Annotated in this window: 13 protein-coding genes; 2 read left to right on the top strand and 11 right to left on the bottom strand. The window is 51.0% G+C overall.

All coding sequences use genetic code 11. From position 1 onward, the window contains the following. Positions 1–32: 32 nt before the first annotated feature. Complete coding sequence (locus tag ACR0B3_RS14800) at positions 33–893, bottom strand: pentapeptide repeat-containing protein (RefSeq protein ID WP_480809758.1); 861 nt, start codon at positions 891–893, stop codon at positions 33–35. A 1,157-nt stretch (positions 894–2,050) separates the two neighbouring features. Between ACR0B3_RS14800 and ACR0B3_RS14795 the strand changes: the two genes are divergently transcribed. Next, a complete protein-coding gene (locus ACR0B3_RS14795; RefSeq protein WP_480809757.1) occupies positions 2,051–2,263 on the top strand; it encodes a hypothetical protein in 213 nt (70 codons plus the stop codon). A 241-nt stretch (positions 2,264–2,504) separates the two neighbouring features. Further along, positions 2,505–3,314, top strand: coding sequence for a hypothetical protein (locus ACR0B3_RS14790; RefSeq protein ID WP_480809756.1), 810 nt, complete (start codon positions 2,505–2,507; stop codon positions 3,312–3,314). Between the two features lie 264 nt (positions 3,315–3,578). Here ACR0B3_RS14790 and ACR0B3_RS14785 read toward each other — a convergent pair whose 3' ends face one another. From ACR0B3_RS14785 to rfbF, 10 genes are all read right to left on the bottom strand, one after another. Further along, positions 3,579–4,253: a hypothetical protein gene (locus ACR0B3_RS14785; RefSeq protein ID WP_480809755.1), complete on the bottom strand. Its 675-nt coding sequence runs from the start codon at positions 4,251–4,253 to the stop codon at positions 3,579–3,581. Between the two features lie 324 nt (positions 4,254–4,577). Beyond that, positions 4,578–5,363 (bottom strand): cephalosporin hydroxylase family protein, encoded by a 786-nt coding sequence (locus ACR0B3_RS14780; RefSeq protein WP_480809754.1) that lies wholly within the window; start codon positions 5,361–5,363, stop codon positions 4,578–4,580. Next, on the bottom strand, positions 5,350–6,078 hold the full coding sequence (locus tag ACR0B3_RS14775) for a WbqC family protein (RefSeq protein ID WP_480809753.1): 729 nt from the start codon (positions 6,076–6,078) through the stop codon (positions 5,350–5,352). Before ACR0B3_RS14775 ends, ACR0B3_RS14780 begins: the two co-directional genes overlap by 14 nt. Beyond that, a complete protein-coding gene (locus tag ACR0B3_RS14770) occupies positions 6,066–6,734 on the bottom strand; it encodes a formyltransferase family protein (RefSeq protein WP_480809752.1) in 669 nt (222 codons plus the stop codon). Before ACR0B3_RS14770 ends, ACR0B3_RS14775 begins: the two co-directional genes overlap by 13 nt. Beyond that, the gene (locus ACR0B3_RS14765; protein ID WP_480809751.1) at positions 6,731–7,417 is read right to left on the bottom strand and encodes a methyltransferase domain-containing protein; all 687 of its coding nucleotides are present in this window, start codon (positions 7,415–7,417) and stop codon (positions 6,731–6,733) included. Before ACR0B3_RS14765 ends, ACR0B3_RS14770 begins: the two co-directional genes overlap by 4 nt. Beyond that, complete coding sequence (locus tag ACR0B3_RS14760) at positions 7,414–8,535, bottom strand: DegT/DnrJ/EryC1/StrS family aminotransferase (protein ID WP_480809750.1); 1,122 nt, start codon at positions 8,533–8,535, stop codon at positions 7,414–7,416. Before ACR0B3_RS14760 ends, ACR0B3_RS14765 begins: the two co-directional genes overlap by 4 nt. Then, positions 8,535–9,758 (bottom strand): class I SAM-dependent methyltransferase, encoded by a 1,224-nt coding sequence (locus tag ACR0B3_RS14755; RefSeq protein ID WP_480809749.1) that lies wholly within the window; start codon positions 9,756–9,758, stop codon positions 8,535–8,537. The genes ACR0B3_RS14760 and ACR0B3_RS14755 overlap by 1 nt, the downstream gene beginning before the upstream one ends. Next, positions 9,755–10,303 carry a dTDP-4-dehydrorhamnose 3,5-epimerase gene (rfbC, locus tag ACR0B3_RS14750; RefSeq protein WP_480809748.1) on the bottom strand — a complete coding sequence of 183 codons (549 nt, stop codon included), beginning with the start codon at positions 10,301–10,303 and terminating at the stop codon, positions 9,755–9,757. Before rfbC ends, ACR0B3_RS14755 begins: the two co-directional genes overlap by 4 nt. Continuing rightward, complete coding sequence (gene rfbG / locus ACR0B3_RS14745; protein ID WP_480809747.1) at positions 10,294–11,349, bottom strand: CDP-glucose 4,6-dehydratase; 1,056 nt, start codon at positions 11,347–11,349, stop codon at positions 10,294–10,296. Before rfbG ends, rfbC begins: the two co-directional genes overlap by 10 nt. Continuing rightward, the gene (rfbF, locus tag ACR0B3_RS14740; RefSeq protein WP_480809746.1) at positions 11,349–12,116 is read right to left on the bottom strand and encodes a glucose-1-phosphate cytidylyltransferase; all 768 of its coding nucleotides are present in this window, start codon (positions 12,114–12,116) and stop codon (positions 11,349–11,351) included. Before rfbF ends, rfbG begins: the two co-directional genes overlap by 1 nt. Positions 12,117–12,138 lie beyond the last annotated feature (22 nt).

Here is a 12,138-nt window from a genome sequence, read left to right as displayed (position 1 = left end):
GTCGGCACGGGATCTGGTTGAGTTTCTTTACCTCAGACATCGGTTCGTGGAGCGTGATGCCGAAGTTGCTGAGCAGTGGTGCGCCGTCCCGCCAGAATGAGCTTTTCGATATCGCTGCGTTTCTCGCCGATTCTCCTTGTTCTTATCTCAATATGTCCATCGCTGTGCATTACTGGATCCACAGAAAAAGCTTCTTCGACAGTGCCAACCACAAAATCGAGGTCTTGACGCACTTTGTGCGGGATGTAGGCTAGGTCCGTTGCACCTGACAAGAACTGCGCTTCCCATAGATTGCTGCGGGCAAAGTTGGCACCTATCAAGCGTGCACCTTGAAAATCCCCCCTAGTCAGATTGCCGTCGGCAAAACTCGCCCCATCAAGGAAAGCGTTGCGAAAGGAAGCGCCCTCGAACGAGAGATGGTTCAGTTGAAAGCCTTGCAAGTTGGTCTGGTCGAGCCGCAGTGAATCCGAGGGGAGCCCATAAGCGGTATTTAGGCGCCCGAGAGCTTGCGCAGCAGATTCCATATCCGATCGATGAACGGGCAGGCTCAATGCCCAGCGGACATGGTCTTCGTCCGAGGTAACCTCCGCCGAATCTTGTGCCGGATTATGCGCGCTCATTTCCCGTAGATAAAGCGCTAGGGAGCGTGCGATATCCGGTGCGGATTCCGGGCTTTCGCGGGCAAGACGTTCCAGCCAGTCGATTGCCGCATTGCGACGGATAATATCGTCTTCCCAACCTTGTCCTTCGGATTTTTCGCGACGGGAATAGAGCCCTTGGTAAGCAGTATTCAGTCGGTCATCAAAGAAGGTGCGTTGGACGGTCGCTGTGCGTTTGCGGTCGAGGTCCCGGTTTTGTCGGGCAATCTTCAATCTATTCAGGGTAATTGGCAAGGCGACAACCGCGCCAAGGACGGTCGTGAGGCCCGCGATCCGCAGAACAAAAAAAGGAATTCCTGAGCAAGAGTCTTGTTTGCCGCGGCTTCTCGCGTGTCGTTGACGCTCCAGGATACGGTTTGCCAGATGACGGCGAAGAGGCCCAGTAAAACGGTCAGAAAGATGACGACATAGAGCAAAGCAAGAAACGCAATCAGCGGTCGGGGCAGGCCATCAAGCCCGATACGCGTGCGCAGTGAGGTAATGGGCTTGTTCCAAAACAGCCACATAAGCAAAGGAACAGAAACAAAAAGCAATGTTCCGTAGAAAAGCGACCAGAAGAGATCGCGTCCTATAATCTCGTCAAGAAACAAAAGTCACGCCCCCCAACACGAGTATGACGGGAGTTGATGGGAAGGGGAAGTATGAAGGTTCTGATCCGCGGTTGGGCCCTGTCTGCGCAGGGGGGGGACACAGCTGGAGCGCCCAAAGCCAACCTTGGCGCATCTGCAGCGAAAGGCACCAAAGCCCGCAGACTGTGAGTTCGACCTCCATCAGACTTCGCTCTCGCGGCGAATGTCCGGTAAGCAGGCTGCGACCGCAGCATCTTGAAGGTAGATCAAAGGTCCGGAAAGGGCCGCTACCAACGGCTGCCGTCAAAGCGGACTGCCCGCAGTTCTGCTCCGAGCCCTCGCTGTGAGTTCAATATTCTCGATACGTGCGCTTGTCGCACAAATCCTTCTGCAGCTGCGCGAATTCTCGTGCTGAAACGCGGCCTCAAAACCAGTCAGTAGAGACAACCTTAGCACTTATCGGAAAATGGACTCACAATGCGAGCACGGAGCTGACATTTCAGAGTTTCAGTATTCACTTGAACTGCCTCTAATCGCCAATGTCACAACAGTGCCAAAAACGCGACAGTGCATTGGCGGTTCATGTTGAGACCAAAACGTCATAGGCTGTGAAATGGGCTGCGAACGGAGGAACCAATCATTATACGAACAATCGGATTCGCGTTTGTGGCAAGCGTCATTGCAAGCCCTTCTTTTGCGACGTTTCTTGTGTCCTGTGAAGCACCTGATGAGTCAGGCGTTGCGGTAGCATTTGGCTTTGGATCCGTACCCGGCCTTGCGATTGTCAGCGCGACTATCCATGCGGATGGACAGGACTGGAGCATGACAGAGACAGCAGGTGCGCTGCCCCTTGTTTTGGCACAGGGGGCTGCGGAGAACACGCACACATTGCTGGATTTCGCCGATCCTGAGTTTGACCGCATTGTTGCATCAGTGCGGCTGATAACGGCTGTTGAAGGCGACGACCAAATCACCGTTGGCACGCTCAAGATCCCGGAGGTCGGGGTCTTTCCGCTGGTCTGTGAAGGACCATGACCCATATCTTCGCTAGAAACGTGTGGGCGGGCACAGGGAGAAAACCAATGCCCCCGACCTAGTGAATGAACATCCAGTAATAGCTTTATTTTCCGTTTTTTAGCGATCTCAGCCCACACCTGGCCTATAGATATGAGGTTAACTCCCGGGACATGTTCAGAAGTGGCATTTTCTAGCTACATTCCAGACTAAACCAGCCCGGCAACCTTCTAATGGCCGCGCCACCGCAGGAGACAGTCGCTTGATCCAAGAAATACATCTCCCCGGAGATCCAGTAGCTGACATTCTCTTCAATTGGCTTCCGTTTCTTGGGATGGTTGCGCTCGGCGTAGTAGGATTGGTCATCACCGCGCGGGGCTATCGGCACTATCTGAATTCGACATATTTGAAGCGAGCCGGTCGACCTGGGCAGGCGCGTGTGACCGACAAGTGGGTCAAGAAGGGCCACGTTGGTCGCGACGAACGGAATCGCACGCAACCTTCGAAACGTCACTTTTTGCGCTTCCAACTTTTGGATGACCCGCGCGCATTTTCCCTAAAAGAAGTTGCTCCGATAGACCTTTGGAACGCGGTCGAGGTCGGCGACATGGTCGACGTGCTCTATCACCCGCAGCGGCGCTTGATGCGCCTTGCTGCCTGGACGAACTACAGCGGGACAAACGCAGGTGCAGCCCAGATGGCAATTGGTGCGATCATGCTGTCAGCAGCCGTCGCTTCTGTTGCAGAAGGCGCAGTCTCGGCTTTGCGAAGTCCTGAGCAGCGAATTGCTGGCGAAACTTGGGTTCGTAGCAAGGCAGAGGTTTTGAACATGGGCAAGCCCGCAGATCCGTATCTGCGCATGTTTGCTCCGGGGTCCCGGATGATCCGTGTCGTGTTCGGAGAAACCCATGGCGGCGCATTCTTAGGGAATGAGCGCATTATCCATGTGACCCCAGCAGAAATCCACACATACGACATCGACGAAGACGCGATCCTAGTTGCCTGGATGGACCCGGAGAATGAATTCAATGCTGTTCTGGACCTTGAGCGGCGTGACACAGATTTGCGTTGATTGTTTTGGACCGAATTGTACGGCGACAAATACACTCAGATGGTGGGTTTGTCCCGGATTGTGTGGTTCATCGCGGTTGAAAAGAATGTGCAGTCTTGGTTCTCAAAAAGTCGAAGTACTGAATGACCAAATTGGCAACGCGAGCATCGACATCGCTTTGTGTCTACCGCATGTGAACACGTGCCGCGACAGTGCTCTGCCCAAGGTCTGGTTTGGGCCGCATCAGTTAGATAGTGGATAACAGGGAAGAGGCCCCATGCTGTGTCAGCTCTGAGGTCCGCTAATGGGGTGTACCGGCTGCCTCACCCAGCAGGTTAAGCGGCTCCGCTCTACCCCGTAGGGGCGCGCAAGTGGCCGTCGATTGACGTGATCGACCAACGTGATGTCTGAAGTTGTATGATCAATCTGAACGACTTCCAGCGGGGCTGAAACTTCAAGGCGGCCAGGACGCGCAGCAAAGACCTTGTTAGCCTCCTTTGCCCCACGCCTTTTCCGGAAGACCTCTCGCTGATCCATCGCGTCGAGGCGAGCTTTGACCGTTCTCTGGGTCGGAGGCTGAAACCCCTTCGCCAGGCACTCGGCACGAATCTCGCGCCAGATGCGAAGAAAGCTCGAGCGTTCGCGGACCAGATAGTATTTTCGCAGGCTCTCATTGATGATGATTTCGACGCATTCCGCAATCCGTTTCGATCCTGGTTTCGGCCCGCGTCGGTTCAACTCCAACGCCGTAGCACGTGCATCGTTCTCTCTCAGACGCCGATATAGCGACCATGTGTGGCTTTTCGCCAAGCCCAGTTCCCAAGCGGCATCTCCGATCGCCGCGCTGATCGGCTCACCTCTCTTTTCAAGCTCCAAGATCGGCCGAAGAACCGCTGCACAGTGTGTCGCAATACGATCGTCGACCACGCAAATCCCCCGCCCCAATGGGCCGACACTCATCCACAGTTCCGGTAGTACGGTAATTAATGGTACAATATGAAAATTAAGAGTACAAACTACCGTTGATTTTGAAGGAAAATTTCAGACAAGATTCTGATTTATTAGGGTACAGTGACAAGAATGTTCAATTCTGAACCCCTAGAGCGACAGCGGTGGGCAAGTTTTGCACCGCTGACGAGTTTATTTGATTTTCTCAACACCTTCATAAGCTGCGACCATGACAGATACCCCAAAGTATTTGATCAATCATCGCACTCTCAGCAACGTTGACAACCGGCTAAGACATTTGATCCCGCGCAGTCGTTTCATGCTTCCATTGCAAAACTACGCTAATGAACGTTTTCGTAGAAATCCTTCCGGTGCCACTGAGATTTGCAATTTTGCATCCATCGATCGGTCGATTTCGAAATCCTCACGGTTCTTGAGCCATTCGTGAACAGCGGTTTTTGGATTGTTACCTGGTCCCCAAGGGCGATCTGGAAACATCGAGACAGGCATATCATCGACAATTGTGTCCATCACAATGCAATAGCTTTCGGGTGTCACAAGAGGCGCATACGCTTCCAACTCAGCCAAAACGTGTTCGTGCGTATGATTGCTGTCCAAACAAACCAACACACGTTCATAACTTGCTGCGAACTTGTGTACTTGCTCGACGATATCTTTGTCTATGGAAGAGCCTTGCAACATGGAAATGCGCGAGGAGAGTGGGTGCGCTTCTATAGCGGCGCGGTTGTGCGGGCGAATATCGATATCTACGCCCAGAACTCTTCGCTTGGGTACCGCTGGGTCCAGTGTTTCACCGGCCTCTGCAGCATCACAATAATCCAGCATGGCGAGTAGTGAAGCAGACGCAACCAGCGAGCCTCCATGGGCAATACCAGTTTCAATTATCAGATCAGGTCGTGTCGACCAGATGATTTCCTGAAGTGCCCAAACATCATTGGGAAACTGAATTGCGGGTCTGCCCAACCATGTAAAGTTGTAGGCCCATTTGTGCATTGCGATCTCCCTAACCCATATTCGGGAAAGGGCTTTAAGATCGCTATCTTGTTGCAGTCCTTCAATATTGTCGTTTACTTCTTCCTTGAAGGCTTCAATCGGATCCATTAATGATCTCCTTCCAATTAACAGAGCTGGAGCAGATTTGTTCTTTTCCCGACTTACCGAGATTGGCAACGAGATCCAGTCCCGTAACGTATGGTGTAAACTCGCCGTGAAGTTGCGGGTAAGCTGAGCAAGCATATTGCATATATCGAACCTCTAAACCCGCGGTTTCAAAAAGTTCGTGATCTAGGTAGTTTTTTGCGCCATGACCAGTGAGGTAAACTTGACCACCAGCTGCCTGTGTCAGATCCCTGAGCCTTTGGCTTGATTTTCCGGGTCGGTCCATTTCTCTTGACTTCAAGAACTGTGTTGCGGTGTCGAGCTCAAAATACCGCGCTAAGGCCTTAACTGACGCGCGGGATACATCAGCCAACGTAACTGCTGGCAGATTGAAAACTTCATCCATCAGACCCAGTGCATCATCCACATAGGGAGCGCCCTTTAGGGCCAATTTGATCTGATTTCGATGGTCGTCGCGCCAGGGTTTGCGATCATCAATAAGGACTTCATCTATTGTTTGTCCGCGGTGTCTATCGCGCGTAGGCACCGTCATCCAACGAAGACCATTTTCTGATTTTATCTGAACACGATTTAGAAATCCCCTGGCAAATTGCACATCATCATAATGCACAAAAATATCCGCCATCCGGATCTGCTCAAGAAGTCCAACCCAAGGAAAATACATGGATTGAGAAATGACAACAGTTACTGGGGCCACGGTATTCGTTCCAATTTCACAAAATCCAGAAATGCTGCGAATAGAGCGGAATCCGAAAAACTAGGTTGCGCCCATGATGGTGTCACAGATGCACTGCAACGGACATTGGAGACAACGGTGTCGTCCGAGAATTCCCTGCAGGCCCAAAGCATTAAGTAGAGTTTCTGTGCAAATGACACTCGCCGGATCATCTCTGTACTGCCAGGTGTGGCGCTCCAGACTTGCGCCAAAATTGAGCCACCATCCGTAGTGCAATCGACGCGGTGAGCTGTTGCTCCCATTACCCGCATTTCTGAATTTATTGTGGCTTCAAGTGCGCCAAGTCCGGGAAAAAGCGGTAACAGTGAGGGGTGGATATTCACGCACGGCGCTGCAGCAAAAACTTCCGGCCCAATAAGGCGAGTGATCAACAAGACACAAAGATCGCACTCCATATCGTTGAACAACCATTTTCCGGCCTCGACGCTAAACTGCGTACAATCTGAGTAGTTAATTCGGTTGAGCGGGATTCCTCTTTCTCTTGTCTTTTCTTCGGTTCCGCATGGGCGATCTGTCACAACTGCCCAATCAGGTTCAAAGCCCGTTTTGGCAAGCAAATCAAAGGCGTTGGACATTACTGCCCCACCTCCGGAACATATCAGACCGATACGGCTCATGGTTGATTACCTCCGCGGTGATCGCCATAGCCCAACCCGGGCGCATCCGGGTGATAAAGGTAGATCGTATATTCAAACAATGGATATGCATGATCAAGCCGCACGCGCGGGCTAAGCTCAGTCATGCACCACCCAAGGAGCTCTGTCGGATTTCGATAATAAAGGTTCTCCGCCATGAAATTCACATGGGTCGTCATTACATTGAAAGCGATGCCAATCTTGGTGATTGCAAACATTCGCGCGACAACTGTTTTTAAGAAAGTGTCCATCTCACTTTGTGAGGCGGTCAGTTTTTGAGTCAAAATGCCGTTGCACACCGCATAGTCATAGGTTTTCTGTGCGGGCAATTCCAATATGTCGCCGACAATCCAATTTGCATTCGGGTGACGTCGACGCGCTTCTCCAATCATCGCGTCAGAAACATCTATGCCCGTATACTCAAACGTCTTTCTCAAGTCGTTAGCCCGCTCTAGCAGGCTACCAAAACCGCACCCCACATCGATCAGACTGCACGACGCCTTCGAACCAAGTTCGGTAATTGCCAACATACGGTCTAGGCGCAGTTGGTGGTCAGCAGGATCGTCCCCCCAATCGAGACCTTTGTGAGTGGCGCCATGAAGTTTGAAGGTAGCCGTGTAGTGAGCACCAAACGCGGTGCTAATATCCTTTGGTTTTTGGGTCATTTGCTGCGAAACCGTTCTAAATTCAACGACTTAACAACGGACGCGACCCGGTCAATATCGAATGTGGTCATGTCATGATAACTGGGAAGATTTATCGCTCGTCCCGGTATATCCCAAGCATACTGATTCTCAGGTCGAGCTTCGAACATATCGAGCGAGCTTAGCGGCCAGAAGAACACGCGCGCATCAATATTGGCATCTTTAAAGGCTGCCTGAAGCATCTCGCGGCTGATATCGGTTTCTTTGGTGAATACAACCGTAGGCATCCAAGCGCCGTTCATACCGTGTTCTGGTTCCGGGTTCATTGACAGACCGTGCACCTCGGAAAAACGATCGCGATAAATTTCTAGTATCGCGCGCTTGCGCTGTATCAGTTCTTCAATGCGCTCCAACTGAGCGCAGCCAATTGCCGCCTGTATATTCGAAATCTTGTATTTAAACCCAACAACGTCTGCCCAAAACTGTTTCATTTGATTTGGCGCTCGACCATGGTTCGACAAGGTCAGTACCCTCTCAAAGAGTTTACTGTCGTTCGTGACGAACATCCCACCTTCGCCTGTTGTCAAAGTCTTAGTTCCATGGAATGAAAATGTTGAAAACAGGCCCATTGATCCGGCACGGGCGTTTTTCCAGACTGAACCAATGGCTTCTGCGGCATCTTCGACTATTGGAATCCCATACCTATCTCCCACCTTTAGCAACTCGTCCATATTTGCGAGGTTGCCATAGAGATGTGTGGCGATGATAGCCTTGGTATTTGGCGTTATAGCGGCTTCGGCAGCCGCTGGAGCAATGCACCAAGTATCGGGTTCAATATCCACAAAAATTGGCGTAGCGCCAAGATGCACGATTGGTGAAACGCTGGCGATCCAATTCGTATCGGCAAGTATGACTTCGTCGCCGGGGCCTACCCCAAGGGCAGACAAACCCATATGCAATGCGCCGGTACAGCTGGATGTTGCGATGGCATGCGATACATTGAGGTGTTTTTTGAATTCACACTCAAAGCGGTTAATGTAGTCGTAACACTGGGCGCCCCAGCCATTTTTTGCGGCATCGCTAGCATATGATACTTCTAAATCTGTAATCGAAGGTTTCGTGTAGAGTATTCGTTCCATCACGCCTCAACCAATTCTGGGACAAAAGTTACAAAACGTGTTCCCTGGTCTGCGAGTTCGACGAGTTGCTCGCGAATTTCCGGTGCTATGTTCCAAGGCAGGATGACGACTACATCGGGTCGGTTCTCCCGCAACTGGTCAGGGTGGCAGATCGGGATATGACTTCCCGGAAGAAATTTGTTTTGTTTTGACGGCGCCGCATCGCAGACAAAGGTCAGCAAATCTGCCTTTATCCCGGCATAGTTGAGCAACGTGTTGCCTTTGGCAGCCGCACCGTACGCGGCGACGGTTTTACCCAGACGTTTGGCATTCAAAAGATATTCCAAAGCGGAATTCTTTATGTCTTCAGCCCGATTCTGGAAAGCGTCATAAGGTGTTTTTGAGTTCAGTCCGCTAGCGTCTTCAGCCTTCAATGTCCGCTCGACATTTGCGGTCGTTGCGTAACTGGCGTCGTCTAAACACCCGTAAACCCGAAGGCTTCCTCCGTGGGTATCAAGTTCTTCAACGTCAAAAACACGCAATCCTGCTTTGGCGAAAATCCTTAGAGTGGCGGACAAAGACAGATAAGAGAAATGTTCGTGATATACTGTGTCAAACTGACAGTCTTGCAACAGCCGCAGTAAATGCGGAAATTCCAAAGTGATCACACCTTCGGCTTTTAGGGCGACTGCAAGACCTGTTGTAAAATCGTTTATATCCGGCACATGGGCAAAGACATTGTTACCGACAATAAGATCGGCTTTTCTCCCCTGCGCAACCAGTCTTTGGGCCAGTTTCTCGCCAAAAAACGCTCGCTCGACAGGAATTCCCAAAGCTTCGGCAGCATCAGCGGTACCGCTCGTTGGTTCGATACCCAAGCATGGGATATTCTGGTCGCAGAAGTTACGCAGTAGGTATCCGTCATTTGAAGCGACCTCGATAACCAGCGAGGCTTTGCTTAAATCAAGACGTTTGGTGATCATCTGGCTGAATTCGGCTGCGTGCTTCAGCCAAGACTTGGATGTGGACGAAAAATAAGCATATTCGTCATCAAACATACCTTGAGCGCTTGCGTAATCTTCGGTCTGAACAAGCCAACATTTCTCACACACACACAGTCGTAGCGGGTAGGTAACTTCCGGCGCACTGAGGTCCTCTTCCTTCAAGTAGGCATTTGAAGGCGGTGCAAATCCAAGGTCCAGAAATGCCTTCCCCAATAATGCATGACAGTGACGACAATTCATGGTGCAAGTGGCTCCAAATCATCAATTGAGGGAAGCCCCAAATCTTTAGGTGAAACCAAATTGATCGGCAAGGGCCAGGTTATCCCAATGGCTGGGTCGTCAAATCTCACACCACCGTTGCAATTCGGAACGTAGGGCGCGGAGTGCAGGTAAATCATCTCTACATCATCAGTCAGTGTCTGGAAGCCGTGACCAAATCCTTCGGGGATGGCCAGCATCGCCCTATTCTCAGATGATAGTTCTTTACTTATCCAACGGCCGAAAGTCGGGGACTCCGCACGCAAATCGACGGCAACGTCAAATATTGCGCCGCGAACAACACGGACCAACTTAGCTTCGCTGTATGGTTCTCTTTGAAAATGGATCCCCCGCACCGTACCCATTTTCGTCGTAAAGGAAGTATTAGCCTGTGCAATGGATTGAAATAGACCGTGTTCAGCAAATTCTCGAGAACAAAAGCTGCGCGCAAAAAAACCCCGCTCGTCTTCAAGTTGGTCGAGTTCGATGTAAAGCGGACCTGCGATCGAGAGTTCCGTCAGTCGCATAGGGCCATGGCCTCGAATTCTGAGATGTCCAAATTCACGAGGTTAACTGGCATTTCTCCTTCGTAGTACTTTTTATACCATAAAATGGTGTGCGAAACGGCTGCTTCAAAATCCCATGTCGGTCGCCATCCAATATCGGTCATGGCCCTATTGCTGCACAAAACCAGACGACCTGCTTCGTGATGGCTCGTGGACTCGTTGGCAAATCGAACGTCGCCCGCCCAATTTTCCCTTGCCAATTCGACCACTGCCTTGACCGTTTTGTCTGCCTCAGGGGGAGGACCGAAGTTGAAAGCTGTTTCAAACCCGGATTTGCCTTCATATAGCCCCATGGCAAGTTTCATGTACCCATGGAGTGAGTCCAATACGTGTTGCCACGGTCGCACAGAATTGGGGTTTCTTATTTCAAGCGGTTCACCGCGGGCAAAAGCACGAGCAAGATCTGGTATAATGCGGTCGATTGCCCAGTCACCACCACCAATGACATTGCCGGCTCGCGCACTCGCGACACGGCATGCGGTTCCAGAAAAATATGAAGATCGATAGGCGGATGTCACCAATTCAGCAGCGGCTTTACTGGCGCTATAAGGATCAAATCCGCCGAGCTTGTCGCTTTCGTCATAAGGTTCGTCACGTTCGAAGTTCTCGTAAACTTTGTCGGTTGTGACAATTACGACGCCCATTGATCGGTTTTGTTCGCGTAGCGCATCAAGGATATGGGCGGTGCCCATAATATTGGTATCAAATGTTTCTATAGGCTCATGGTAAGATTGACGGACCAAAGGCTGCGCAGCCATATGAATGACGATATCTGGTCGAATATTATCAATTGTCGTCTTAACTGCATTCTGATCGCGAATATCGCAGATAAAGCTTTTGACTCGCTTCGAAAGTTCGAGCGCATCATACAGGTTTGGCATTGCCTCTGGTTTCAATGCTAGACCCGCTACGTCCGCATTTAGCCTTAACAACCAATGTGATAACCAAGCTCCTTTGAAGCCTGTATGCCCGGTGACCAGAACCCTACAATTTTGCCAGTCGTGCATCAACTCCAACTCCGCCAAGGTGCCTTACCGGACTGCCAGAGCTCTTCGAGAAAAACCTTATCGCGCAGCGTATCCATAGCGGCCCAGAAGCCTTTGTGTTGATAAACCGCCAATTGCCCCAGTTTTGTTAAAGCTTCCAGAGGTGCGCGCTCCCAAAGTGTATCGTCGCCTTCAATCAAGTCGATGACACTTGGTTCACAAACAAAAAAACCACCGGAAATCCATTGACCATCGCCCTTGGGCTTTTCCATGAACGAGCTTACCCTAGCGCCTTCCATCTGTATTGATCCGAAGCGACCCGCTGGTTGGATGGCAGTGACCGTCGCCTGAACTCCTTGCGCCCTGTGGAAGGTGACCAATTCTTTGACGTTAACGTCACTGAGACCATCACCATAAGTAAGCAGAAAAGTATCGTCGAGATGTTCCTTGACGCGTTTGATACGGCCACCTGTCTGTGTCATCTCACCCGTATCTATCAACGTAACACGCCAGGGCTCAGCTTTACGATGGTGGATTTCCATTTCATTGCTTTTCATATCGAATGTCACATCCGACATGTGAAGGAAGTAGTTCGCGAAGTACTCTTTGATTAAGTAGCCTTTGTAGCCACAGCAAATAACGAAATCGGTAATGCCGTGATTGCCATAGATTTTCATGATGTGCCAAAGGATCGGACGACCCCCAATCTCGATCATTGGCTTGGGCCGCAAATGGGATTCTTCGCTGATGCGTGTACCCAATCCCCCTGCAAGTATGACGGCCTTCATCAACACCCTCCAGTTGAGTTGC

The sequence above is a fragment of the Ruegeria sp. CE9 genome (assembly GCF_056537425.1).
The sequence above is the reverse complement of the archived record's forward strand: the minus strand, read 5'-3'. Positions and strand labels throughout refer to the sequence as shown.

Coding starts and splice junctions, on each gene's coding strand:
- ACR0B3_RS14795 (WP_480809757.1), top strand. CDS start 2,051: ATGACAGAGACAGCAGGTGCGCTGCCCCTTGTTTTGGCACAGGGGGCT.
- ACR0B3_RS14785 (WP_480809755.1), bottom strand. CDS start 4,253: ATGAGTGTCGGCCCATTGGGGCGGGGGATTTGCGTGGTCGACGATCGT.
- ACR0B3_RS14780 (WP_480809754.1), bottom strand. CDS start 5,363: ATGGATCCGATTGAAGCCTTCAAGGAAGAAGTAAACGACAATATTGAA.
- ACR0B3_RS14770 (WP_480809752.1), bottom strand. CDS start 6,734: ATGAGCCGTATCGGTCTGATATGTTCCGGAGGTGGGGCAGTAATGTCC.
- ACR0B3_RS14765 (WP_480809751.1), bottom strand. CDS start 7,417: ATGACCCAAAAACCAAAGGATATTAGCACCGCGTTTGGTGCTCACTAC.
- ACR0B3_RS14760 (WP_480809750.1), bottom strand. CDS start 8,535: ATGGAACGAATACTCTACACGAAACCTTCGATTACAGATTTAGAAGTA.
- ACR0B3_RS14755 (WP_480809749.1), bottom strand. CDS start 9,758: ATGAATTGTCGTCACTGTCATGCATTATTGGGGAAGGCATTTCTGGAC.
- rfbC (WP_480809748.1), bottom strand. CDS start 10,303: ATGCGACTGACGGAACTCTCGATCGCAGGTCCGCTTTACATCGAACTC.
- rfbG (WP_480809747.1), bottom strand. CDS start 11,349: ATGCACGACTGGCAAAATTGTAGGGTTCTGGTCACCGGGCATACAGGC.
- rfbF (WP_480809746.1), bottom strand. CDS start 12,116: ATGAAGGCCGTCATACTTGCAGGGGGATTGGGTACACGCATCAGCGAA.